The following is a 26,031-nucleotide window of genomic DNA, read 5'->3' on the forward strand; positions in this document are numbered from 1 at the left end:
AATAGTGAAAAACACCAATCTAACGCAACCCATTGTTATTAATAACGATTACATTTTTAAGCACAAAAAATAGAGCAAAATAAACCTACACGAATGGCAGATCTCTCACAAGCTGTTAAGCAAATAAGACAGAGACAAAAAATGGCTCTGAACAAACGTTGAGAAAAACGATTAAAACAGCAACATAGCGACAATAAAAAAGCAGCCATCTGGCTGCTTTTCTTAAATCGTATTAAAGATGATTAATGTAATCCACCGACATATTGCGACAATGCATTAATCTCTTCATCACTGAGCTTCGCAGCAACTGAACGCATCATCGCATTCATGTCGTTGGCACGATCACCAGAGCGGAATTTCTCAAGCTGAAGTTTCACATATTCTGCATTCTGACCCGAAATCTTAGGGAAGCCAGATAAGCTAGTGCCATTACCACGAGGGCCATGACAAGCAATACAGGCAGCAACACCACGCTCGGCATCACCAAAACGGTATAGCTGTTGTGCTACTTCAATCGACTCTTCAGAAGAGGTGTTATCTGAAATTGGCAAAGAAGAGAAATAAGCAGCAAGATCAGCCATATCTTGATCAGTCAGTGCTGCGACCATACCGCCCATCACAGGATCGTTACGACCTTGTTTACCGCCAGTCGACATTGCCAACTTAAACTCTTTCAATTGTTTTTCAATGTATGCAGGATGTTGTCCAGCCAGTTTCGGGTATTGCTGCATCGCTGCGGCGTTACCATCAGTGCCGTGACAAGCTGCACACGTTGCGGCTTTCGCTTTACCTGCTTCGATATTGCCTTCTTCGGCCATCGCCGAATAACTAGCAAGAAGGGTTAATATTAATATTAATTTCTTCATGACATTCCATTTATAATTATAGGGCTTCCACTACCACAAGTAATGCTTAGTTACATGGTATACAATACGACCACAAACCAAGCTCGGTTTAACATATTTTACACAATTTCACATAAAAGTAATCAGTCGACTACATGAAGACTTGACGGAGTTAACAGTGAATCAACCTCTCAACTACAGAAATACAAGTTTTATCACAAGTGCACCGGATATTCGTCACTTGCCACAAGATGCAGGCGTTGAGATCGCATTTGCTGGTCGCTCCAATGCGGGTAAATCAAGTGCGCTAAACCGTATTACGGATCAAAAGAACCTTGCACGTACTTCTAAAACCCCAGGCCGTACTCAGCTGATCAACATGTTTGAAGTTGTTTCTGGCTGTAACTTGATCGACTTACCGGGCTATGGCTTTGCTCAAGTACCACTTGAAATGAAGTTAAAATGGCAAAAATCGCTAGGTGAATACCTGCAACGCCGTGAGTGTCTGCAAGGCCTAGTGGTACTAATGGATATCCGTCACCCAATGAAAGATCTCGACCAACAGATGATCAGTTGGGCAATTGAAAGCCGTTTACCAGTATTAGTACTACTTACTAAAGCAGACAAACTGAAAAGTGGTGCGCGTAAAGCACAAGTGCTAAAGATCCGCCAAATGACACTAGAATTCGGTGGTGATGTGCAAGTTGAAGCTTTCTCTTCACTAAAAGGTATCGGTGTGGATCAAGTTCGTCGCAAACTTGATGAATGGTATGCGCCAGAATTAGAGCGTCAACGTGTACTTGCCGCTGGCGATGATGAATTCCCAGAGCATGACGCAGAATAAGATTTAAATGCCTAGCTCTAAGGAAGGAGCTAGAAAAATTCCCCACCATCATGGTGGGGCAATGGGAGAGAAATAGGAGGTCGTTTTAGTTTTGTGCAACGACCATGAATGATTTCCCTTCACGACGCAATCCCTTCCCTTTAACTGACTCCAGTTGCACTAATTTTTGAGACTCTCCACCCGTTATATTACCCAGCCTCAATATAAATGTTTTCTATCCTTGCTTTCATTAGCACATTATTTTCTTAACAAAATAACAACGTAAAATGTTAATAAGCTGATTTTTATTTTGGAAGTTTATTACAAACCTGCCATCCAAAAAAATAAGCAAAAAAAAACCACTCCCAAAAGTTCAGGAATGGTTATTTCATGGATTTGTTGCTGAGTTGATAATCACACCAGCTCTTAACAGCAAATATGAACAAGAAGCTGTATTTAGTATAACGCCTGTTTTTATTTTTTAAAGTATTTACTCTAAAAAACTAACGAAATCATCATCAGTAAAAATATAAAATGGGTAATTAACAGGCTAAATAGCTCGTAAAAAACCTATTTAGTCTATTTATTGATGATAAATAGTACAAAAACGGGCAGGTGTAATAAAGAAGGAAAACAATAAAAGAGAGAGATGAAGCGAGGTGGAAAAGTTGACTAGCGCCCAATAAAAAACGCCCCGGTCCAAAGTGAGACCAGGGCGGCTGAATCAGCCAAATCCAATAACGTGAAACAAAAGGTCTGAAAGATAGAACATCTTACCTCTGTACCCTACGTCTGTAACTGTATATCAAATGTGCAGTTTTTGGAACCCCTTGATGTAGTTTTTTTTCACTTTGTTGTAAGTAAATTTTACATTTGCGTTTTTATTGGGCGCTTATTTTTAACAAAAAAAATAGCCAGCGAATGGCTGACTATTTAATGATAAGTTTGATGATTACAACTTGTTCTTAGTGCGCTTGATCCCAGTTATCACCGAAACCTGCATCAGCGATCAATGGCACGTCTAATGTAGCTGCTTGCTCCATCAATGCTTTCACTTCAGCAGTGACCGATTCCAGTGCTGATTCTTTGACTTCAAACACCAATTCATCGTGTACTTGCATTAATAAACGTACTTCATCTTGAGGCTGTTGCTGTACCCAATTATCAACTGCAATCATCGCAAGTTTAATAATGTCGGCAGCCGTACCTTGCATTGGGGCGTTAATCGCTGCACGCTCTGCTGCTTTACGACGTAGGCCATTACGAGACTTAATATCAGGCAAGTACAAACGACGACCAAATAACGTCTCAACATAACCTTTTTCTGACGCCGTATTACGAGTGCTTTCCATGTACTCCAGCACACCTGGGTAGCGCTCAAAGTACACGTTCATGTAATCTTGCGCTTCGTTACGTCCCATATCTAGCTGCTTCGCCAAACCGAATGCACTCATGCCATAAATCAAACCAAAGTTGATCGCTTTCGCACGACGACGTTGCTCACTGCTTACCTGCTCAATATCTAAGCCAAGGATTTCAGCAGCCGTTGCAGCGTGGATATCTTTACCATGACGGAAAGCATCCAGCAGTGCTTTATCACCTGATAAATGTGCCATGATACGTAATTCAATTTGTGAATAGTCGACCGCTAAGATCTTGTAGCCACTTTGTGCTACGAATGCTTGGCGAATACGACGGCCTTCTTCATTACGTACTGGAATATTCTGCAGGTTTGGATCGCTTGATGATAGACGACCTGTTGCTGTAACAGCTTGATGGTAAGAAGTGTGAACTCGACCCGTTGCAGGGTTAACCATCTTAGGTAGTTTATCGGTGTAAGTAGATTTCAGTTTTGCAAGTCCGCGATATTCTAAAATCAACTTAGGCAATGGGTAATCAAGCGCCAACTCTTGTAGCACTTCTTCATTGGTTGAAGGTGTACCCGATGGGGTTTTCTTCAGAACCGGTAAGCCCATCTTCTCGAACAGGATCGCTTGCAGCTGTTTTGGCGAGCTTAAATTAAATTCTTGCTCAGCGAGCTCAAACGCTTTTTTCTCAAGCTCATCAAGACGTGCTGCAATTTCTGTCGATTGAGCACCAAGTAACATGCTATCGACATACACACCCGTGCGCTCCATGCGTGAAAGCACAGGCACTAATGGCATTTCAATAGTTTCAAAAACATGCTTAAGCTTGTCGTCAGCTTCCACTTTTGGATATAACGCATTGTGTAAACGCAGAGTAATATCAGCATCTTCTGCCGCATAAGGACCTGCTTGCGCTAAATCGATCTGATTGAACGTAAGCTGTTTTTTACCTTTACCGGCGATCTCTTCAAAGCTGATGTTCTTATGCTCTAAATAACGCAGTGCTAGGCTATCCATATCATGGCGGCCAACAACACTGTTAAAGACATAAGATTCCAGCATGGTATCAAACACAATACCCTGCATTTCAATGCCGTAACGCGCCACAATGCTGGCATCAAACTTTAAGTTCTGACCAATTTTGGCTTGGTTTGGATCTTCAAGCAGCGGTTTTAATTGAGCGAGTACCCAATCACGATCAAGCTGTGCTGGCGCATCAAGGTAATCATGAGCCACTGGCACATAGGCCGCTTTACCTTCTTCAATGGCAAAAGAGACACCGACCACATTGGCGGTCATGTAATCCAAACCATCGGTTTCAGTATCAAAGGCAAAGGCTTTCGCTGCTTTTAGTTGTTCAAGCCATACGTTGAAAGCCGCTTCATCCAGAATGATTTCATAACCACTGCGATCAATGGTTGGGGCAACCGCTTTTTTCTCAGCAGGTGCATTACCAGATTGTTCATCCGCAACAATACGGCCATCGCTACCTTCTAACATTTCGGTTAGCCAACGACGGAACTGCAACTTACCAAACAACTCAGTTAAGGCGTCAGTATCTGGCACACCTTTACGTAGTTCATCAGGTTTAACATCAAGCTCAACATCTAATTTGATCGTCGCAAGCTTGTATGACATGTAAGCGGCTTCTTTATTATCAAGCAGCTTTTTTGCCATGGTTTTAGAACCACGGAAACCCAACGGCGCAATGTCATCTAAGTTGTCATACAGCGCATCTAAACCACCGATGCCAGTTAATAATGCTTTTGCGGTTTTCTCACCCACGCCCGGGACACCTGGAATGTTATCCACTTTATCGCCCATCAGAGCCAGGTAGTCGATGATCAACTCAGGACCGATCCCAAACTTATCCACAACCCCTGCAGGATCCATCACTACATCTGTCATGGTGTTGATCAAGGTAATATTTTGATCCACCAGCTGCGCCATATCTTTATCGCCTGTACTGATGAGTACTGGCATGCCTTGCTGTGAGGCTTGAGTCGCCAGCGTACCAATCACGTCATCGGCTTCAACACCTGAAATCGAGATCAACGGTAAGCCCATGGCTTTGATCACAGCATGTAGAGGCTCGATCTGACCACGAAGATCATCCGGCATTGGAGGACGATTAGCTTTATATTCAGGGAACATATCATCACGGAAAGTTTTACCTTTCGCATCGAAGATCACCGCAATATGCTCTGTTGAGAACTGGCGTAACATGCTACGCAGCATATTCACGACACCATAAACAGCGCCAGTAGGCTCGCCGTCTGAGTTGGTAAAATTAGGTGCAGCATGGTAAGCACGATAAAGGTATGAGGATCCATCAATCAGGATCAATGGATTTTCTGGAATAGTTGCCATAGGGTTATTCTTATATCCAAGCGATAAGTCGTTCAAGTTAGCTCTATTATCGACCATATTAGGCGCTGAGCGACAGAAAAAATGCAATAACTCATAGAATGCCATGCCCTGAGGCAAGTGTTAACCAATGATTTCTACAACACTTCCGTTTTCTGTGGATAACTTTGTTAGTATTTAATTTATGCCAGTTGATCGTTTTTTGCGTAATTTTAAAAAGTTAGAATGATTTTATTTGTTATCATACACTTATGCGTTAGCGGCAAATTAGATCCTCGATCCCGATTTGATCAATCATTGTGGAAAACCTTCTTTGGATAAACTTTTATCCCCTAATAATCCAATAAAAATCAGACGATTTGCTTAGTAACAACGCCAAAACGAAAGGAATTGCGGTAATTTTAAGCGAGTAAAGGCTTTTACAGCGTGAGTTAGCTGAAAATCTATCGTGGTATGACGTTGATAAATGTTATGACGATCCTATCAATGTCAGTCATGCATCAAAGCCGAAAAAACGATCAAACAAGTGGAAAAGACGAGAAAAGAAAAAGCGACGCTACGTAATGTGGCGTCGCTCAGCAGAAGTGGTGTTCGGTTATCAGCCCTACACTAATAACACGCTACCTTAGCTGTAGTACACTGGAAGCAATGTGAGCAATGTCGTGCCATCAAAACGATATGATTATGTTCCATCCCTATCGCCTGACTGCACGTTAATAATAACCATTCTCAATTAACTTGCAAGTACTTTATTGAGAATAATTGTCATTTAGGCGTTATTTTTTAACCAATACTTTGCGAAAGTGTAATCGATAATCCAGCACTCCCTCTTTTTTTTCTATATCTTCAATAAGATAGCCATTTCGCATTAATAATCTCACCATTGCAGGAAAGCGGTTTCTCGATTTGACCGTGAGTTGTTGATAGCCCTGCTCAATAACCCAGGCTTCTTGCGCTTCTAACAATGCTTGTGCCACCCCGTGACCACGCCCAGCAGGCAATACACCACCAAGCCAGCTATAAAATACTTGCTTATCTAGCGCATAACCTATTTTCACTCCAACTAACTGTTGTTGGTTTTCAGCAACTAAGATCAAAGCTGGTTTGGTTGCTAAACGCGTCGTTAACTCCGCCAAAGAAATAGGAGCGGCAAATTCCACAATACGATGGAGCACCGCAAGGGCTTCTTCGACGCTTGCTTCTCTTATCTGCAAATCCATGTTGTTGTTCTCCATCATTGAAGTGAAAAAAGCCGATCATGGGATCGGCTTGGTAATCTTTATTTCATCCCAACCATTATTGATTGGTTTTCGCTGCCACGAAAGGCTGTGGCGATATTGCGGTTAGTTTACCAATTAAGTAATTGAGCAAGACACCGTACATCGGCACAAACAAACCTAAGCTGATGATCAGTTTAAAGCTGTAATCCACCAGCGCAATTTCCGTCCAGTTTTCTGCCATAAATGGATCTGGGCTGTGGTAAAACGCAATACCGAAAAAAGCGATGGTATCAATGGCATTACCAAAAATAGTGGAAGCCGTTGGTGCTACCCACCATTGCTTTAACTGACGTAGACGGTTAAACACCGACACATCTAAGATTTGCCCTAACAAGTAAGCCATAAAGCTTGCGATCGCAATACGAGCAACAAACAAATTAAACTCACCTAAGTGACCTAACCCTTGATATTCACCTTGGAAAAACACGACCGAAAGGACATATGACACCACTAAAGCGGGCATCATGACGCGAAAAATGATCTTACGTGCCATGCCTGCTCCAAAAATCCGGACAGTTAAATCAGTAGCAAGAAAGATAAAAGGAAAAGTAAATGCGCCCCATGTAGTGTGATAACCAAATACGGTGAACGGGAGTTGCACTAAGTAGTTACTTGATGCGATCACCAACAGGTGAAATAGCACTAAGTAGCCTAAAGCTTTACGTTGTTGTTGCGGAGTAAAAGAAGGTGTTGCGTTAGATTGAGATAAAGCAGTCGTCATGTGAGACCTTTTTGTCAATGGGGGGAGGGAACCCAAACATACTTTGTTGCCAGCATTTTATCGCCAACAACGACCAGGTCGGCGATTATACAGAAACCAGCTTGCTTGCCTAGCTTTTGATCTTGCGAGAAAGATTAATTTAATAAGCTCGCAATAAAGGTGAGTGTTTCTTCATCGTCGTCACTCATGGCTTCAAGCCATAACGCACCGCTGTAATGCTCACCTTTTAACAGCAAACGACAACCTTCAAAATCAATCAACCAAATATGCAGATCTGCATTACTCTCTTTCTCCACCACAGTCGCATCAATGGCGAGTAACAAAGATTCTGCGATCGTATCAAAACTATCGAAATCAAATTCAGGACTTTTAATCGATAAAAAACGTGCGTCGCGATCAAACTGACGAATACCGAATACGTGACTTGTTACTGCTGTCATCATGACTCCTATTTATACCCAAGTAACTTGGGTATATTGCTTTAAATAGTGGCTTTCAATCCCTGTTAGCCCTTGATGTAACCAAGTGTTAATTAGCATTACAAAGGTTAAGGTTGCTCTAGTATTCCACTTCTCATCATGGTCTTATTAGGCTGCTGCTAGAGCACGTTATCGCGAGTCCCGTCGCATGACCTAGCAGTCCGGTGAAATGAATATTCCACCAAATACGCAAGCTGTTTTGTCGTGACCAAACACCCTATTAAGGCTGTTTCTTTAACGCATTCTAGCCGGGCTTACCATGAGCCCGGTTTTTTTATACCTGTCTTTTATGCTATCAGCTTAGTGTGGCTCATCAATCGCCAGTATATGATCGCGGATCAAACCAAGAAACACCTCACCGTATTTCTCAAGCTTACGCTGTCCAACCCCATTTATAGCCAGAAAATCGCCGTTTGATGTCGGTAATCGCTCTGCCATTTCCATTAGACTGGCATCATTAAATACCACGTATGGTGGCAGATCTTCTTCGTCAGCAATCGCTTTTCGCAATTTACGCAACTTGGCAAAGAGCTTTTTATCGTACTGACGATTCACCAACTTGTTCACTTTCATCGTACGGGCAATGTTATCTAGCCGAGGTACTGCAAGCTCTAAGCTGACTTCTGCACGCAATAAAGGACGGGCTTTTTCCGTTAGCTGCAACACCGAGTTACGACTAATATTTTGAGTTAGATAACCAAGGTGGATAAGCTGTCGCAGTACACTAACCCAATACTCATGGCTGTAATCACGACCGATACCATAGGTGCTAAGTTTGTCATGCCCATGCTCTCGAATGCGTTGGTTTTGCATCCCACGTAGCACTTCTACAATGTAAGTAATACCAAAGCTTTGCTGCACACGGTAGACACAAGATAACGCTTTTTGCGCCACCTCCACCGCATTGAAACGCTTAGGCGGATCTAAACACACATCGCAGTTACCACACGGCTCATCACGGTGCTCACCAAAGTAATGCAATAACACCTGACGACGGCAGGTTTGCGCTTCGGCAAAAGCGCCCATCGCATTGAGTTTATGTCGCTCAACCTCTTTTTGTTGCCCTTCTGGCTTTTCATCTAAGCAGCGACGTAACCACGCTAAGTCAGCAGGATCGTAAAACATGACCGCTTCAGCTGGTAAGCCATCACGCCCAGCACGCCCTGTTTCTTGGTAATAGGATTCGATATTACGGGGAATATCAAAATGCACCACAAAACGGACATTGGGTTTGTTGATCCCCATACCAAAGGCAACGGTAGCCACCACAACATGAATATCATCACGTTGGAAAGCATCTTGCACATGTACACGTTCGGCATGCTCAAGCCCTGCATGATAAGCTTCGGCACGAATACCATTGTCTCGCAACTTCTCGCTGATCTGCTCTACCTTTTTACGGCTATTACAATAAATGATACCGCATTGGCCTCGCATCCCTTCGATATAGCGAATGATTTGCGTCAGCGGCTTGTGCTTTTCCCACAAGGTGTAACGGATATTCGGACGATCAAAACTGCCCAAATACTCATGGGGCTTCGATAAGCCTAAACGCTGGATAATGTCATGACGGGTAGTTTCATCAGCGGTCGCAGTAAGTGCCATCACGGGCAGGTTATCAAACGACTGCTTCAGCAATCCTAACGCCGCATATTCAGGTCTAAAATCATGTCCCCATTGGGAAATACAGTGAGCTTCATCGACGGCAACCATGGCAAGCGGCACATCACGCAAGCGATCAATAAAGTCGTGGGTTAACACGCGCTCCGGTGAGACATACACCAGTTTCACGTTGCCGGCTTGCATCGCTTCAAACACCGCAAAAATGTCATCACGACTCATGGTGGAGTTAATGTAAGCGGCAGCAACACCATTGGCTTTGAGTTGGTCGACCTGATCTTTCATCAAGGAGATCAAAGGGGAAATAACCAAGGTTACTCCCTCTTTTAATAAAGCAGGGATCTGGTAGCACAAGGATTTACCACCGCCTGTTGGCATGATCACCAAACAATCTTCATCACGGTTAACGGCATCAATCACATCCTGTTGACCCACGCGAAATTGCTGGTAACCAAAAACATCTTGGAGAACAGATTCACAACAAGGAGCAGATAACGCAGAACAAGGTTCACTGTGACAAACGGATGACATGGTAAGGCTCTTGGCTAAACAGGGCGTTCATTCTATACCTAAAGCCCCCATTGATGCGAGGCACTAACTGGGCTATCAATGAAAAACGCAGCCCTGTTTTTCTCTAACCTTTTCTCCCACAATAAAAATAAATGCTGGAATAATCACCACTTCACTATATATACTGCTAAAGAATAAAATTTAACCAACTTTAGATTTGGAGTTTCATGGAAGAGAACAACAATCTAGCCAAACGTGGCATTATTCTCGCCATTGCGGCCTACACCATGTGGGGCATCGCACCGATTTATTTCAAATCACTATCACAAGTCACTGCCTTGGAGATCCTTAGCCATCGGGTGATTTGGTCATTCTTTTTTCTCGCCCTGCTTATCATCATCGGTCGTCAACGCCATCGTGTTAGCGCGATCTTAAAGCAGCCCCAAACCCTCTTTTTGCTCCTCATCTCTGCTCTATTAGTCGGCTGTAATTGGCTCATTTTTATTTGGGCTGTGAATAACGATTATATTTTGGATGCCAGCTTAGGGTATTACATCAACCCACTGCTAAACGTGTTGCTTGGAATGCTTGTGTTAGGGGAAAGATTACGCCCGCTGCAATGGGGAGCGGTACTGATTGCTGCCATTGGTGTGATTGCCGAGCTGATCCAATTTGGCTCACTCCCTTGGATTGCTTTTGCCCTTGCGATCAGTTTTGGCTTTTATGGGTTGCTCCGTAAAAAAATCAATATTGACGCTCAAACCGGTCTTTTTATTGAAACTTGTGTGCTGCTACCGCTAGCAGCCATTTACCTTATCTTTATTACTGATAGCCCTACAGCCAATCTTGGTCAAAACCCACTAAATCTAAACCTACTCTTACTGGCCGCAGGGATTGTGACCACCTTACCGCTACTGTGTTTTACTGGCGCTGCCACCAAATTGAAATTCTCGACCTTAGGTTTCTTTCAATATATTGGCCCAAGTTTAATGTTTATTCTCGCCATTTTTCTTTATCAAGAACCGTTTAAATTAGAGCATGGGATCACCTTTGGCTGTATTTGGTTCGCCCTGTTGTTATTCAGTGTTGATGGTATTCGTACTCACCGTTTACAGTCTTCTGGGGTGAAACGACACCGCAAAGTACCGTGATGTGAAAGATCATGTGATATGTATGATATATCTCTCATTTTTATTACCTAAATCTATAAATTTAAAGTATAAAATAGTGTTCAGTTACGTCATTTAGCCCACTCATAAGGATCATCTATGCCAAGGTTTGCCCCACCTTTTGCCCTGTTATTGAGTGCTTGTTGTTTTTCATTACCTGTTTTTGCCAATGAAGCATCGCAAGCCTCTGATAATATTGAGCCAGAGCCAGCCATTAGTCAGCAATCTCAGCAGCTAGTGAAGGGTAAAGAATGGATGATCGCCACTGCTAATAAATATGCCAGCGAAGCAGGAGCTGATGTTTTAAGTAAAGGCGGCAGTGCAGTGGATGCGATGATCACTGCACAATTGATTTTAGGCTTAGTAGAGCCTCAATCGTCGGGCATTGGTGGCGGTGGGTTCTTGGTTTATTGGGATAACGACAACAACCAAATGACAACCTTTGATGGTCGAGAAACCGCACCTTTTGCTGCCACTCCCCGTTTGTTTCAAGACAATCAAGGTAAACCGCTAAAATTCTATGATGCAGTTGTCGGTGGGCGCTCAGTCGGCACACCGGGCACCATTAAACTTTTGTGGCGAAGCCACGAGCAGTACGGCAAATTAGCGTGGAAGAGCCTCTTTTTACCAGCGATTAAATTGGCAAAAGATGGCTTTATTGTTAGCCCTCGATTAGCGGCAATGGTTGAGCAAGATGCACAGTATTTAAGTCGCTTTCCAGCAACCAAAGCCTACTTTTTTGATAATGATGGCAACCCTATAAAAGCAGGCACTAAGCTAACAAACCCAGCTTATGCTAACACCTTACGCCAAATTGCTGATTACGGCCCCAAAGCGTTTTATCAGGGTGATATTGCCCGTGATATTGTCGAAGCCGTACAGCAAGCAGAAGGCAATCCCGGGGTATTAAATACCATGGATCTTGCCAGCTATAGCGTCAAACAACGAGAGCCTATTTGTGCTCCTTATCGTCAATATCAAGTGTGTGGCATGGGGCCACCAAGCTCTGGTGCACTCACTTTAGGGCAAATCTTGGCAATGCTAAACCATTATCCGCTGGCGAAATTAGGCGCTGATAATGCCGAAAGCTGGCGCTTAATTGGTGATGCCTCACGCCTTGCGTTTGCCGATCGTGGTCGCTATATGGCTGACAATGATTATGTACCCATGCCAACCCGTGGCTTATTAGATCCAACTTACATAACGCAACGTGCAGCATTACTACAAGGCAAGCAAGCATTAACCAAGGTAGAACCGGGCACACCACCATGGAATCATGCGCAGAAACAAACGAGTAATGAGGCGATTGAGCTGCCATCCACCACTCATCTCTCTATTGTTGATAAAGAAGGTAATGTGGTATCGCTCACCTCTACGATTGAAAACAGCTTTGGCTCACGTTTGATGGTTCGTGGTTTTTTACTTAATAACGAGCTCACGGATTTCTCATTCCGTAGCCAAATTGATGGTGTCCCTGTTGCCAATCGCATTGAGCCGGGCAAGCGTCCACGCTCATCGATGACACCGACAATAGTGATGAAAGATAATCAGCCTGTACTGACTATTGGCTCACCGGGTGGCAGCCAGATCATCGGTTATGTCGCCAAAACGCTGGTCGCTTACATTGATTGGGGCATGGATTTACAGCAAGCGATCAATCTACCGAACATGAATAACCGTTTTGGCACCTTTGAATTAGAGCAAAACACCGCAGCAACTGCGTGGGCACCGAAACTCGAAAAACTGGGTTATAAAACCCAAATCAAAGATCTGAACTCGGGTATTCAAGCCATTAGCATTGCTCCAGAGCAGCTCACCGGTGCCGCCGATCCACGTCGAGAAGGCAAAGTGATCAGCCGATAATCCCACGTATCCATCATCAAAAAATCACAAAAAAGCCCAGCAACGAAATGTGCTGGGCTTTGTTTTATTTAAGCGGTTAATACTCGCTTAACGCTATTTATTACATTGGTGTTAGCTTCGCGTACTGGGTCACCAGCCATTTAATGCCTTCACCATTAAACGCAACTTGCACACGACTTTGTGCGCCACTGCCTTCAAAATTAATGATGGTGCCTTCACCAAATTTAGGATGCTCAACACGCTGACCTAAATTAAAGCCCGTCTCATTAAAGTTGTTATTGACTTGCGCTTGGCTAAAACGACCACTGCTGGCTGGACGTGATACTTGCGCTTTCATTCGCACTTCTTCTACGAACTGCTCGGGAATTTCACGAATAAAGCGTGATGGTTTATGGAAGTTATCTTTACCGTATAGACGACGCATTTCTGCATAGGTGATATACAGCTTTTGCATCGCACGGGTCATACCCACGTAACACAAACGACGCTCTTCTTCTAAACGTCCCACTTCTTCGGTAGTGCGTGAACTTGGGAACATGCCCTCTTCCACACCAACCATAAAGACCACAGGGAACTCTAGACCTTTGGCGCTGTGCATAGTCATCAGCTGTACCGCATCTTCAAAATCATCTGCCTGACCATCACCTGCTTCTAACGCCGCATGGGCTAAGAACGCCGCTAATGGGCTCATGTCTTCAGCTTCTTCAGGGATCTCAAACTGACGGGTCGCGGTCACCAATTCTTCTAAGTTCTCAATACGCGCTTGGGCTTTTTCACCTTTTTCTTGCTCATACATCGCACGTAAACCGGAATTTCGGATCACTTCATCCGTTTGTTGGTACATTGGCAATTCAGCGGTGTCGTCTTCTAGTGCATTAATCAGCTCAATAAAACGACGTAGAGCATTACCCGCACGACCCGCTAATACTTGCTCTTCCAGCAACGCAATACTTGCTTGCCACATGGTTAAGCCACGATCACGTGCTGCTAAGCGAATAGTTTCTAAGGTGCGATCACCCAAACCTCGGGTTGGAGTATTCACCACACGCTCAAATGACGCATCATCATTACGGTTTGAGATCAAACGCATGTAAGATAACGCATCTTTGATTTCTTGGCGCTCGAAGAAGCGCATACCACCGTAAATACGATACGGCAGACCTGCTTGAATTAAAGCCTCTTCCAATACGCGAGATTGAGCGTTACTACGGTACAAGAAAGCCGTTTCGTTTAAGCTACCGCCTTGATCACGCCACTCTTTGATTTTGCCCACCGCAAAGCGTGCTTCATCCAGTTCGTTAAACGCAGAGTAAAGCGAAATCGGCTCACCTTCACCGCCTTCGGTCCACAGCTTCTTACCCATGCGCTCATTGTTATTGGCGATAAGTTCGTTAGCTGCATTCAGAATATTACCTGTTGAGCGGTAGTTTTGCTCAAGGAAAATCGACGACGCTTCGTTAAATTCATTTAAGAAACGTTGAATGTTTTCTACTTTCGCTCCACGCCAACCATAGATCGACTGATCATCATCACCGACGATCATCACATGGCAATCAGGCCCTGCCATTAAGCGTAGCCAAGCAAACTGAATGCTGTTGGTATCTTGGAACTCGTCCACCAAAATATGCTTAAAGCGCGCTTGATAGTGTTCACGAATATGCTTGTTATCACGCAATAACTCGTAAGATCGCAGCAATAACTCGGCAAAATCTACCATACCGGCACGATCACAGGCTTCTTGGTAAGCGCTATAAATACGCAGCCAAGTTTTCTCTACCGGATCGTTATAAGTCTCGACGTGCTTAGGACGTAAGCCTTCATCTTTTTTGGCATTGATGTACCACGCCGCTTGACGGGCAGGCCAATGTTTTTCATCTAAATTCTGCGCTTTGATCAAACGGCGCAATAGACGCATCTGATCGTCAGAATCGAGGATATTGAAATCTTCAGGCAGACGAGCATCAAGATAATGAGCACGCAACATGCGGTGACATAAGCCGTGAAAAGTACCATTCCACATCCCCGCACTGGAGCCTTGCATTAACTCATTAATACGACCACGCATTTCTGCTGCCGCTTTATTGGTAAAGGTCACCGACATGATCGAGTACGGTGACGCTTGCTCTACCGATAACAACCAAGCAATGCGATGAACCAGCACACGTGTTTTACCACTGCCTGCACCCGCTAGTACGAGGTGGTTACCCAACGGTGCTGCCACCGCTTCTCTTTGTTTATCATTGAGCCCATCTAATAGGAGTGAAACGTCCATCGCTATCTACTGGTTATTTATACAATGGTGATGATTATAACAGCACGAAAAAAGATTGCCTCGATATCTTCATCTTTCCTGACTTACTCTACCATTTACAATCTTTATAATTTTTTTTCGCAATAAAGTGACAACTTCCCCTTTCCTATAAGACAAGAGCGTTTTAACGCCAACCAAGAAAGTCTCGTCACCACCGACCAATATTAAGAGGAAGTATTATGAATAAGGTAAACAAGTTAGCACTTGCATCTGCTATGACAGGTTTAATCGCATTAGCCGGTAGTGTTGCCTCTACCTCAGCCGTGGCTGGAGAAGCGAAAGAAAAATGCTATGGCGTAGCAAAAGCAGGAAAAAATGACTGTGCCACCAAAACCTCATCTTGTGCTGGCACATCAAAAGTAGATGGTCAAAAAGATGCCTTTATTGCAGTACCGAAAGGCATGTGTGCCCGCCTTCACGGTGGCTCTACAGAGTCAGCATAAATGAATGACTCAAGGTTAACGGATCTGATTGGGGTGGGCTTACGCTCACCGCATCATCAAGATTTTATCGAGCAGTTGCCAAGCGTGGGCTGGTTAGAAATTCATAGTGAAAACTTTTTCAATCGCCATACACCGCAGTATCAGCAACTCATGACAATCATGGAGCATTACCCAATCAGCTGTCATGGTATTGGGTTATCACTGGGCTCTGCCGATCCGATTAACCTTGAACATATAAAACAACTCAAACAACTGATTGAAGTCGTAAACCCAATCATGGTTTCCGATCACCTCAGTTGGAGTTCAATTGACGGCCAATATTTTAATGATTTACTGCCGTTACCTTATACCGAACAAGCGTTAGATCTTTTTTGTCAGAAAGTAGTACAAGTTCAAGAGCGACTTAATCGACAACTACTTATTGAGAACCCATCCAGTTATCTCAGCTTTGCACATTCTGTCATACCTGAATGGGAATTTTTAACCGCCGTACAACAACGCACAGGATGTGGTTTGTTATTGGATTTAAATAACATTTACGTCAATAGCTTTAACCATCAGTTTGATTGCCAAACCTACTTAAATGCCATTAACCCAGAAACAGTAAAAGAGATCCACTTAGCAGGCTTTACCGTCAAACACTTTCAGCAAGGAGAGATCTGGATTGACACCCATAACCAGCCTGTAAGTGAGCCCGTGTGGCAACTTTACCGTCAATGGGTAGAGCAACATGGTAAACATTTTCCCACCTTGATTGAATGGGATGCGGATTTACCACCACTAGAAAGATTACTCGCTGAAGCGGCTAAAGCTGACGTTATTCTTAAACGAGAACATCATCATGAAATATGCTGTAAAGAACGATCTTCACCACATCCAACAATCCTTTGCCAAAGCCCTGCAATATCAAGATAGCTCGGTATCTCAAGCGATCAATGCCAACCACTTTAGTGCTGAGCAGCGACTACAAATTTATCGTAATAATTTTATTCTTAGTCTCACAGAGATCTTAGCGGCCGTGTATCCCACTGTAAAAGCCATGATTGGACATGATTGTTTTGTCCAATTAGCAAGGCTGCATATTCTTCATTCACCACTAAATGAAGGGGATGTCAGCATGTATGGTGAAGGATTTCATGTCACGATCGCAAAAAGCCCAACGGTCAATAAAGCTTTGCCTTATCTGGTCGATCTTGCGCAATTGGAATGGTATCGAGATGTCGTAAGCCGCATGCCTACCCAGCAGCATCAATTTCCATTAGAAAAACTCCAACAGCTGCAAAACAGTGATGATCTTGATGCTTTTGGTCGCCATTATTTTCATATTCCAGCTGCAACCTATGTGATGAATAGCCCCTATAACGTTGGCGCATTATGGCAATTGGTACAAAACGAGATGTTGGAAACAACACAAACAACAGCATCAGCTAACAACGATCCCTTTGCTGAGTTAGATATTAATCAGCCGCAAACCATCCTTATTCAGCAGCGTAACCGATACATTTTCACCCAAGGTATTTCTGCCCAGTTAGGCGCACTACTCATCCATTGCCAACAGCAAAAACCACTCAATAAAGCCTCAGATGACATGCTAGCGCAGCTACCTTATTTACTTCAGTACCAATTAGTTGACGATATCTTGGAGGCTAACGATGGATAGTTTTATTCGCCGTATCGATCCCGTATTTTCATGCTTAACCACGCCACTGATCCCTGTGCTTTTGCTCTTTACACGACTATGGGTGGCATGGGTCTTTTTCCAATCGGGCATGATCAAGTTTTCTAGCTGGGATAGCACCTTATACCTATTTGAAAACGAGTACCAAGTTCCCTTTATACCTTGGCTATGGGCTGCCTATATTGGTACTGCCGTTGAAGTAATTGTGCCTATTTTTCTTACGCTAGGGTTATTTACTCGACCAATGGCGCTATTACTTTTCGTGTTCAATGCCATAGCCGTGATCTCTTACCCGGTATTATGGGAGCAAGGATTTTACGATCACCAGCTATGGGGAATGATGTTATTGGTCAATATCATTTGGGGGGCGGGCAACTTTTCATTAGATCACTTTCTCAATCGCCAAACTCCTCAACATTCATCTTGTTAACCAAGTCCAAACATGAAAAAAGCGACCGATGGTCGCCTTTTTTATTCCACTTTATTATTGTTCTAGTCCAACTATCGTCAGAAGTTGTGAGAGCTGTGAGATCTCGACATCAGGCAACGTCAGTGCTTTCGATTGCTGTAAAATGGGCTTATTTTGATCGTTAAACCAACAGGCTTGAAAACCATGTAGTTTCGCGCCATAAACATCTGTTTTTAGATGATCACCCACATGTAAAATCGAAGATGCCGGTAACTGTAGTGTCTGTGTCGCCAAGTTAAATAAATCCGCTTCAGGTTTGGCTAAACCATCTTTCCCTGCTTGAAACACCTCGACAAAATACGGCGCTAAACCAATTTTTTTTGCATCCACATTGCCATTGGTTAGCCCAACTAAAGGAAAATGCGCACTTAACGCTTTCAATACTCGATGCGTTTCATCAGGAACATCAACTTGATTACGCACTTCAAGTGCAACCTCAAGTCCTTGTTGTGCCAATGCTTCAGCTTGTTTTAAACGAAATCCAAGCTGCATTAACCCAATCTTTATGGTTTCCACTCGCCACGCACTGACATCATGCTTAAGCATGGGATCAAGGGCTGCCAATTGCTGTTTCAAACGCACCCATGGAGTAATATCACTCAGCGCATGCGGCGAGACTATCTGCGATAGCCACATAAACATCGCTTTTTCGACCCGTACAATAACCGGACGATTGTCATATAAGGTATCGTCAAGATCGAAGGAAAATGCACGAATTGGCGTTAATTGACGGTAAAAATGCATGATATCTCTTTAATTAGCTGAAAATGACAACTACTTGCTACGTTTCTTCGCCCGAGGATGAGCTTCATCGTACACTTTTGCCAAATGTTGGAAATCCAAATGAGTATAGATCTGTGTGGTCGATAGATTCGCATGTCCAAGCAATTCTTGTACCGCACGAAGATCACCACTGGATTCGAGCATATGGGTGGCAAAGCTATGACGCAATTTATGAGGGTTAATATGGCTTGATACCGCCTGTTTTTGTCCCCATTCCGCCATCCTTTTTTGCACATTACGAGTTGAAATACGGTGTCCGAGTTTAGACACAAATAGCGCTTGTTCATCAGCTTGAGCGATTGAATCACGAACCTTTAGCCACTTTGCTACCCACTCACGAGCAAGCCCTGAAAACGGTACAATACGTTCTTTATCACCCTTACCGATCACCCGTAAATCCCCTTTGCTCAGGCTAATATTACGCAGATCGATACCGACTAATTCAGATAAACGCAAACCCGCACCGTACATCAACTCCATCATGGCTCGATCACGGATAGCTAAGGGATCGTCTTCATTTACATCTAGCAGTTGATTCATTTCATCAACATCGAGGTTTTTCGGCAATGGACGCGATTTACGTGGCGCAGCAACCCCCTTAGCAGGATTGGCTTTTAATACGTTTTGATGAACCAGAAAATCAAAAAAACTCCGCAATGCAGAAAGGCGCATGGCTAAACTGCTGGCCTTTAAGCCATCACGCATCCCTTTACTGGCAATTTGACGTACCCAACCAGCATCGACTTGCTGCCAGCTTTCTACCTTTAACTCGACTAATTGCTCTGCAATACGGGTTAATTGGCGCTTGTAGTTTTGTTGGGTATGTAAACTGAGTTCACGCTCACTACGTAAGTACTCGTAGAAACGCTCAAGGGGTTGTTCCAAATTGCGGGGTAACATAGCTAGTCAATAACCTCACGGGTATATTGCCAATGCTCTATCAGGTGACTAATGGTTGTCGCTAATTGCTCAACAAACAAGGTATCCATCTCAGGTTGAAAGTGCCCACCATCAGCACTAGCGAAACTCAACACCCCATTGGCAGCTGAGCGACCTAATGGCAATACAATGAATGAGCCTAACTGGGGCGGATGAGCAAACAGTAATTCGGCCTCAGGACGACGTAAACGCCCTAAATAAGGGCGATCCTGCATCAAGCGAGAGCGATAAAAATCATTAAATCGGTGACGCGCTAAATACAGCAGTTCATCATCCGTGTCGAACAAACGCAGACTAACCGACAACTGTAATTGCTCAGCTAACGCTTCAACAATGGTGAGTACCTGATAGATATTATGGCATTGTAATAATTGTATTTGAGCATTCGAGAACATCACCGACAATTCACCACTTTTCGTAGCATTTGCTAGCAATGTTGCTTGCTGTTGCTCTAATTCAGCAATCCGTAGTCGCAGCCGCTCAAGTTGAATATCGACTAAAGAGACCGTACCACGAGCTTGATGGGGGATCCGCACCTCACTTAACCATTCCGCTTGGTGTGAGAAAAAAGTGGGATTATTTCGCAAATAAGTGAGTACTGTTTGCTCATTCAGCACCTCGTTCAATTCATCCCCTGATGAACAAGTTTGCTGAGAAAGTGTTGTCATAGATTAAACTGTCCGTCAAAAACGTGTGCCGCAGGCCCGGTCATAAATAATGGTTTACCTTCACCTGCCCAACGAATGTGTAAATCACCACCCGGCAGTGAAACTTTCACATTTTCATCCAACAAGCCTTGGATACGGCCAATCGCTACTGCCGCACAAGCACCGCTACCACAGGCTTGTGTCTCTCCTGCACCACGTTCATACACTCGCAAGCGTACATTGTTGCGATCCAGCACCTGCATAAAGCCAGCGTTTACTCGCTCAGGAAAACGTTCATGAGATTCCAGTAATGGACCTAATGTATCTACATCTGCGGTATCGACATCATCCACAACGGTGACACAATGAGGGTTACCCATACTTGCGGCACCACAAAACAGCGTCTGATCACCAACACGTAATATATAGGTTTTTTCAGCCTGTTTGGCTTTCATCGGGATCTTATTTGGCTCAAAAATCGGCACGCCCATGTTCACTGTCACTTGATTATCGTTTTCAAGTTTCAGGATCATTTTGCCCGCTTTAGTACTGACTGAAATATGGTATTTATTAGTTAAGCCCTTCATCGAAACAAAACGCGCAAAACAACGGGCACCATTACCACACTGCTCTACTTCACTACCGTCAGCATTAAAGATACGGTAATGAAAATCGGTTTCTGGATCGTAAGGCGGTTCAACCACTAATAGCTGATCAAAGCCAATACCACGATGGCGATCCGCTAAGCGGCGGATCGCATCTGGTGAAAAAAATACATTTTGTGTCACGCAATCAACAACGACAAAGTCATTGCCTAACCCATGCATTTTGGAAAAATTAATCTGCATGATGTTCCTTAATTTTTATTCTTCGTTGCAGCCATGATCACTCAACAATGTGCTCTAGTTGCCACAACTGCGCTAGCGTTTCACGTTCACGAACGAGATGCACTTGCTCACCATCCACCATCACTTCTGCAGCACGGGCACGGGTATTGTAATTTGATGCCATCACAAAACCGTATGCACCCGCTGAACGCACCGCCAGTAAATCACCTTGCGCTAAACACAAGCTGCGATCTTTACCAATAAAGTCGCCGGTTTCACAAATAGGGCCCACTAAGTCATACACCTGTGCTTCGCCTTGACGCGGGATCACCGGCACAATGTCTTGCCATGCAGAATACAATGTTGGGCGGATCAAATCGTTCATTGCCGCATCGACAATGGCAAAGTTCTTATGCTCAGTATGCTTTAGGAATTCGACTTTAGTCAGAAGAACGCCTGCATTTGCCGCAATTGCACGACCCGGCTCAAAAATAAGCTCTAACTCTGGGTAGTTTTCTAAACGCCCCAATAGCGCTTTAGCATAATCGGCTGGAAGTGGTGGTTGCTCGTCGCTGTACGTCACCCCTAAACCGCCACCGAGATCGAGATGTTCAATAGCAATCCCTTCGGCTTTTAGCTCATCAACTAATGCTAATAGACGATCTGTCGCGTCAATAAACGGGGTGATTTCGGTAAGCTGAGAGCCAATATGACAGTCCATCCCCACCACTTTCAGGTGTGGCAAGCTGTGCGCTAAACGATACACTTCAACCGCTCGCTCAAAGACAATACCAAACTTGTTATCACGCAGACCGGTTGAAATATAAGGGTGAGTTTTAGCATCAACATCTGGGTTAATACGCAGTGAGATAGGTGCAATCACACCTAATTGCTCTGCCACCAGATTAAGACGCTCTAGTTCAGGTTCTGATTCAACATTGAAACACTTAATACCTAACTCAAGTGCACGTTTCATCTCAGCAGAGGTTTTACCCACACCTGAGAACACCACTTTCGCCGGATCGCCACCAGCGGCAATCACACGCTCAAGCTCACCTTGCGACACAATATCAAAGCCCGAACCTAAACGAGCTAAGACATTCAGCACGCCAAGATTAGAATTTGCTTTTACCGCATAACAAATAAGGTGAGGCTGCGTTGCAACGGCTTCATCGAAGGCTTTCCAGTGACGCTCTAGCGTTGCACGAGAATAAACATAAAGTGGCGTGCCATATTGCTCGGCTAATTGCGCCAATGGTACGTCTTCAGCCCATAGCTGATCGTTTTGTTGGTAATTAAAGTGATCCAATGTTTTATCTTCCCTGTTGAGTAGCTGCTTTCAATTGCCACACTGTTCAATGTCAGTGTTTATTTATCTTTTACTTTGCTTGTTCTTGCTGTGGTGCATCTTTCGGCATGTAGAGTGCTCCACTCTGTCCACAACCCACTAATGTTACGGTAGCCAACACAAAAATTGCTAATAAACCTTTACGCATAATTCAAAGCCAGTGATTATCAAACCAATGCCCTCTATAATCGCACCAAGAACAGGAAAAGCAATAGGACACAATAGGATGAATGACACTGAATTTCACCAATTAGCCGATTTAGCACTAATGCAAATCGAAGAAGGTATCGATGAATCCGGTGCTGACATTGAGCCAGAGACGACAGGCAATGTACTAACGCTAGAATTTGCTAACCGCAGCCAAATCGTTATTAACCGCCAAGAGCCGTTACATGAGCTATGGCTAGCGTCAAAAACAGGCGGTTACCACTTTAAATATAATGGTAGCGAATGGCGTTGTACCCGCAGTGATGAAGAGCTATTTTCACTACTAAAACGTGAATGTTCTGTTCACGCCGGTGAAACGGTTGATTGGTAATGCCATCTGCCTATGCCACGGCAATAGATACCTATAAAAAAAGCCTTCATGTCGTGAAGGCTTTTTCATTTAAATCGCAGAAACGATCGAATATATGGCTTAACTGTTCAACATGCCTGTAGAGTTCGCACCAAGATCTGGCTTGTTACGTGGCACTTGCCCACTCTTAAATGGCAATACTTGTAGCTTACCATCATCGCTATGTACGATGTCGTAGAACTGCGGCAAGTTAAAGTTAATAAAGTTAGTCGCACTAAAGCGATCTTGCGCCGAAGTATAAAAACGGTTCACGCCATGCACCATCTCATCTTTATTACCACTACACTGACGATACACTTCCATCTGATTGGTCTCATCTAAGATGTAGATGTTGTAGCCCTGCTCACAATCTTCAAAGAAGAATTGGATCAAACCTTCACTGGCGTACGCATCAACAATCTGTGGTGGATGCGGCTCATCCATTTTACCCATTACCACATGCGGTACTTCACTGACTTTATTCGATGAAATACAGCTGTAGAAATCCACTGGGTTTTCCAAACGTTGCACCGATACACCACGACGTTCAAAGAATAAGCCAAAGGTTTCCTCAGCGATACGGATCGCTTTAAATCGACGACGTTTCTCTTCTTCTACTGGCTTTAAACGCATTTCAATGCATTCTGCCACCAATTGGTACACCAAGTTACGGATCAAACCACGCATGTGTTTGCTGTAACAGAACACATCAACCGCTTCAGGTGGGATCGCATCATGGTGCATTTTGCCCAGCATGGTTTTCAGTGCATCTAACATCGCATTGTCACCGCTAAAGTTCAGCGTACGCACTTCATTCCACGAGTTACGGTAGATTAAGTCCACACTACCGACTAAGCATTTTTGCTCAGGACCGTAACTGAAAATATCTGTCGTTTTAAAATCAAACCGTACCGAGCGGTTTTTTAACTCGTTTGTTGGGTCGTTTTCTAAATTGATAAACAACCCTAACTGACGGATTTCACACGGGCTCGATAACGCCTGCAAACTTGGATTTGGACGACGAATTGGGAAAGTGTTACGAATATCACTGACCAATTGATACAGTTTGTCTAAATCAAAATCAGCATCACGCACTACAGTATGAAGGTGAGTGGATTCTGTCAGTAGGCCGTTGAAATAACTCCACGCCACTAATTTTGATAAATAGCGGTTATGCTCCAGCGAAGGTTGTCCCATGATCAAAAACGGGTCAATCGGCTGTTTATACAAATACCAACCTGCAGCATTACTACGCCCTTCAGGCACCTGAATAAAGGTAATGTCTTCTTCGTGTAAATCCGGTGAAATTTGCGGATTAAGCAGCGTCACTTTACCTGGCAGCACCTCAAATGCCGCATACAGTTTACGCGCCAAGATACTGATATCTTCAGGGCTGATCGCAGAAGTAATATTGTTACGGCGCGCAAAACGGATAAGATTTCGATAACTGAGCATTAACGCATCAAGCAGCTCATTATGGGCTTCTTTAACCTGCGCGACTTTCCAATCACGGCGGTGATCAAGCTCTTTGATCACGCTATCAGACCACTGCCATTGCTCGGTTAAATGTTTGAGCACTCGGCGACGCCAAGGCACAGAGCCTGCACTTGGTTCACGAGACAACTTTTCGTGAGTCTTTAAATAGAAACAGCGACGCACCAGATCAAGACGACGGTGATCGTCAATACGCTCAAGGTAACGCGTGACTTTTTCTAGCATTAAATAGTAAGCATCCATGCAGTATTCACTGCGATCTTCGGCGAAGAAGCGACGCTTACCATCCAAGCTTAATAACTGAGTATGTGGATATTCCCAAGAATACGCTTCCAGCAAAATGGCTTTTAATACCGACTTATAAGGTGAGTCGATACTTTTATAAAGCTGCCACAAGCTAGAGCCAAAGTATTCTTCAGCAGGAATACGGGTTAAGCCACCAAAATCAATCCACTCATCAAGATTGATATATTCTTGCTCAACAATGTAAGCCACATATTGTTCATAGCACTCTTCCATTTCTGGCGGCACCATAAACCATAATAATGGCAGCCCCGCTAAACACACAGCAGAGCGATAGAATTCGTCTAATAAAAGTAAATGCTGGCTCGAACCACAGTTCTCACCTGTCATGGCTTCTGAGAAGTTATGACGGAATCGATTTTCATCAATTAAGAAGAAGTTAGCTTCAACACCTTGCTCCATCGCCCACTCAGAAACGAGACGGCACTTGCTATCAAGCGTGGTACGCTCAGCTGGGGTAAGTGAAGTTCGGATACAAACCCAGATATCAAGATCGCTAGTTAAGCTTTGCCCCATAGACGAGGTACTACCCATGGCATACAAACCAGTGATAGGGCATTCGTTATCGTTAAGCAATAGAGGTTCGACCGAAAGGTCGGCAGAATGGGCGCAATCATTCACGAACTGTTGTTGGACATCGCTAACAACAAATTTCGCGATCCCTTGAGGTACCTGTTGGTCAAGAAAACCAGGTAATGCAGGGTGATTGTAATGAAGTAAGACAGGCAACAAGTCGAACACTTGCACTGATTGAGCACTCATCGCTAACTTTGCTCGTTCGATACGAACATCTGTTAATGAATCAAGCCTGCCTTTCAGCGTCTTAATATAATTTTGCAAATTACTCTTCCAAGAGCTACCAGCGTTGAAGCACCCCAAATTTTGCCATTAGGAAAATAAGGGCTGTGTTAAATATGAGCAAAAACGTGATCAATGTAACACTTTTAATACCCATGGTAAAGATAATGCCAACCGGGGTAATGCAACAATTCTGTATGGTTCATCCTTAAACTGTTACCTCAAATTAGTACAATGCTGAGTTACCGCCAGTCGATGGCAGATCATCAATTTATCATTTAAGGTAGATGTGATTAATATCACATTTTTTTAAACTATTAGCAACACAATAATATGCATATACTCGAATGGAACAAGCAAATTATCATCGAGACGTTGCTAATGGTACGAT

At 43.8% G+C, this 26,031-nt stretch carries 23 protein-coding genes; 8 read left to right on the plus strand and 15 right to left on the minus strand.

Annotated elements, in window-relative coordinates:
* Positions 1 to 242 precede the first annotated feature (242 nt).
* Positions 243 to 866, minus strand: a complete 624-nt coding sequence (locus Q7657_RS08190) for a c-type cytochrome (RefSeq protein WP_053986634.1) — start codon at positions 864 to 866, stop codon at positions 243 to 245.
* A gap of 157 nt (positions 867 to 1,023) precedes the next feature.
* On the opposite strand from Q7657_RS08190, the gene yihA reads away from it, so the two are divergent.
* Positions 1,024 to 1,689, plus strand: coding sequence for a ribosome biogenesis GTP-binding protein YihA/YsxC (gene yihA / locus Q7657_RS08195; protein ID WP_053986635.1), 666 nt, complete (start codon positions 1,024 to 1,026; stop codon positions 1,687 to 1,689).
* Between the two features lie 703 nt (positions 1,690 to 2,392).
* On the opposite strand, the gene spfP is transcribed toward yihA, so the two are convergent.
* The 6 genes from spfP to recQ all read right to left on the minus strand — a co-directional run bounded on the left by spfP (position 2,393) and on the right by recQ (position 10,033).
* Complete coding sequence (gene spfP, locus Q7657_RS08200; protein WP_438616993.1) at positions 2,393 to 2,440, minus strand: small protein SpfP; 48 nt, start codon at positions 2,438 to 2,440, stop codon at positions 2,393 to 2,395.
* 193 nt (positions 2,441 to 2,633) lie between these two features.
* Positions 2,634 to 5,405, minus strand: a complete 2,772-nt coding sequence (gene polA / locus Q7657_RS08205; RefSeq protein WP_107167111.1) for a DNA polymerase I — start codon at positions 5,403 to 5,405, stop codon at positions 2,634 to 2,636.
* A gap of 773 nt (positions 5,406 to 6,178) precedes the next feature.
* Positions 6,179 to 6,622, minus strand: a complete 444-nt coding sequence (locus tag Q7657_RS08210) for a GNAT family N-acetyltransferase (protein WP_107167110.1) — start codon at positions 6,620 to 6,622, stop codon at positions 6,179 to 6,181.
* 76 nt (positions 6,623 to 6,698) lie between these two features.
* On the minus strand, positions 6,699 to 7,403 hold the full coding sequence (locus tag Q7657_RS08215; protein ID WP_107167109.1) for a 7-cyano-7-deazaguanine/7-aminomethyl-7-deazaguanine transporter: 705 nt from the start codon (positions 7,401 to 7,403) through the stop codon (positions 6,699 to 6,701).
* A 134-nt stretch (positions 7,404 to 7,537) separates the two neighbouring features.
* Positions 7,538 to 7,843, minus strand: coding sequence for a DUF3630 family protein (locus Q7657_RS08220; protein ID WP_107167108.1), 306 nt, complete (start codon positions 7,841 to 7,843; stop codon positions 7,538 to 7,540).
* 339 nt (positions 7,844 to 8,182) lie between these two features.
* A complete protein-coding gene (gene recQ / locus Q7657_RS08225; protein ID WP_107167107.1) occupies positions 8,183 to 10,033 on the minus strand; it encodes an ATP-dependent DNA helicase RecQ in 1,851 nt (616 codons plus the stop codon).
* A 206-nt stretch (positions 10,034 to 10,239) separates the two neighbouring features.
* Here recQ and rarD point away from each other — a divergent pair, with 206 nt between their 5' ends.
* Both rarD and ggt read left to right on the plus strand, forming a co-directional pair.
* A complete protein-coding gene (gene rarD, locus Q7657_RS08230) occupies positions 10,240 to 11,163 on the plus strand; it encodes an EamA family transporter RarD (RefSeq protein ID WP_107167106.1) in 924 nt (307 codons plus the stop codon).
* A 117-nt stretch (positions 11,164 to 11,280) separates the two neighbouring features.
* Entirely contained in the window at positions 11,281 to 13,044 is a 1,764-nt protein-coding gene (gene ggt, locus Q7657_RS08235; RefSeq protein ID WP_107167105.1) for a gamma-glutamyltransferase, read from the plus strand.
* Between the two features lie 100 nt (positions 13,045 to 13,144).
* On the opposite strand, the gene uvrD is transcribed toward ggt, so the two are convergent.
* Positions 13,145 to 15,316, minus strand: coding sequence for a DNA helicase II (gene uvrD, locus Q7657_RS08240; RefSeq protein WP_008985978.1), 2,172 nt, complete (start codon positions 15,314 to 15,316; stop codon positions 13,145 to 13,147).
* A gap of 218 nt (positions 15,317 to 15,534) precedes the next feature.
* Here uvrD and Q7657_RS08245 point away from each other — a divergent pair, with 218 nt between their 5' ends.
* From Q7657_RS08245 to Q7657_RS08260, 4 genes are read left to right on the plus strand one after another with little or no spacing between them, the layout of a single operon-like run.
* On the plus strand, positions 15,535 to 15,798 hold the full coding sequence (locus Q7657_RS08245; protein ID WP_053986643.1) for a BufA1 family periplasmic bufferin-type metallophore: 264 nt from the start codon (positions 15,535 to 15,537) through the stop codon (positions 15,796 to 15,798).
* Positions 15,799 to 16,713 carry an MNIO family bufferin maturase gene (bufB, locus tag Q7657_RS08250; RefSeq protein WP_107167104.1) on the plus strand — a complete coding sequence of 305 codons (915 nt, stop codon included), beginning with the start codon at positions 15,799 to 15,801 and terminating at the stop codon, positions 16,711 to 16,713.
* Positions 16,640 to 17,458, plus strand: coding sequence for an HvfC/BufC N-terminal domain-containing protein (locus tag Q7657_RS08255; protein WP_107167103.1), 819 nt, complete (start codon positions 16,640 to 16,642; stop codon positions 17,456 to 17,458). Before bufB ends, Q7657_RS08255 begins: the two co-directional genes overlap by 74 nt.
* Positions 17,451 to 17,906: a DoxX family protein gene (locus tag Q7657_RS08260; protein WP_107167102.1), complete on the plus strand. Its 456-nt coding sequence runs from the start codon at positions 17,451 to 17,453 to the stop codon at positions 17,904 to 17,906. The genes Q7657_RS08255 and Q7657_RS08260 overlap by 8 nt, the downstream gene beginning before the upstream one ends.
* Before the next feature lie 54 nt (positions 17,907 to 17,960).
* On the opposite strand, the gene yigB is transcribed toward Q7657_RS08260, so the two are convergent.
* From yigB to lptM, 6 genes are all read right to left on the minus strand, one after another.
* Entirely contained in the window at positions 17,961 to 18,689 is a 729-nt protein-coding gene (gene yigB / locus Q7657_RS08265) for a 5-amino-6-(5-phospho-D-ribitylamino)uracil phosphatase YigB (protein WP_107167101.1), read from the minus strand.
* Between the two features lie 30 nt (positions 18,690 to 18,719).
* Positions 18,720 to 19,628: a tyrosine recombinase XerC gene (gene xerC, locus Q7657_RS08270; RefSeq protein WP_107167100.1), complete on the minus strand. Its 909-nt coding sequence runs from the start codon at positions 19,626 to 19,628 to the stop codon at positions 18,720 to 18,722.
* A gap of 2 nt (positions 19,629 to 19,630) precedes the next feature.
* The gene (locus tag Q7657_RS08275) at positions 19,631 to 20,335 is read right to left on the minus strand and encodes a DUF484 family protein (RefSeq protein WP_107167099.1); all 705 of its coding nucleotides are present in this window, start codon (positions 20,333 to 20,335) and stop codon (positions 19,631 to 19,633) included.
* A complete protein-coding gene (gene dapF / locus Q7657_RS08280; protein ID WP_107167098.1) occupies positions 20,332 to 21,162 on the minus strand; it encodes a diaminopimelate epimerase in 831 nt (276 codons plus the stop codon). The genes Q7657_RS08275 and dapF overlap by 4 nt, the downstream gene beginning before the upstream one ends.
* A gap of 37 nt (positions 21,163 to 21,199) precedes the next feature.
* Positions 21,200 to 22,450, minus strand: coding sequence for a diaminopimelate decarboxylase (lysA, locus tag Q7657_RS08285; protein WP_107167097.1), 1,251 nt, complete (start codon positions 22,448 to 22,450; stop codon positions 21,200 to 21,202).
* 70 nt (positions 22,451 to 22,520) lie between these two features.
* Positions 22,521 to 22,637: an LPS translocon maturation chaperone LptM gene (gene lptM / locus Q7657_RS08290; protein WP_008985988.1), complete on the minus strand. Its 117-nt coding sequence runs from the start codon at positions 22,635 to 22,637 to the stop codon at positions 22,521 to 22,523.
* 78 nt (positions 22,638 to 22,715) lie between these two features.
* On the opposite strand from lptM, the gene cyaY reads away from it, so the two are divergent.
* Positions 22,716 to 23,027 (plus strand): iron donor protein CyaY, encoded by a 312-nt coding sequence (gene cyaY, locus Q7657_RS08295; protein ID WP_008985989.1) that lies wholly within the window; start codon positions 22,716 to 22,718, stop codon positions 23,025 to 23,027.
* 99 nt (positions 23,028 to 23,126) lie between these two features.
* Here cyaY and Q7657_RS08300 read toward each other — a convergent pair whose 3' ends face one another.
* Positions 23,127 to 25,682, minus strand: coding sequence for a class I adenylate cyclase (locus tag Q7657_RS08300; RefSeq protein WP_107167096.1), 2,556 nt, complete (start codon positions 25,680 to 25,682; stop codon positions 23,127 to 23,129).
* Positions 25,683 to 26,031 lie beyond the last annotated feature (349 nt).

Origin of the sequence: Candidatus Photobacterium acropomis, assembly GCF_030685555.1 — a bacterium.
Taxonomy (GTDB): domain Bacteria; phylum Pseudomonadota; class Gammaproteobacteria; order Enterobacterales; family Vibrionaceae; genus Photobacterium; species Photobacterium lucens.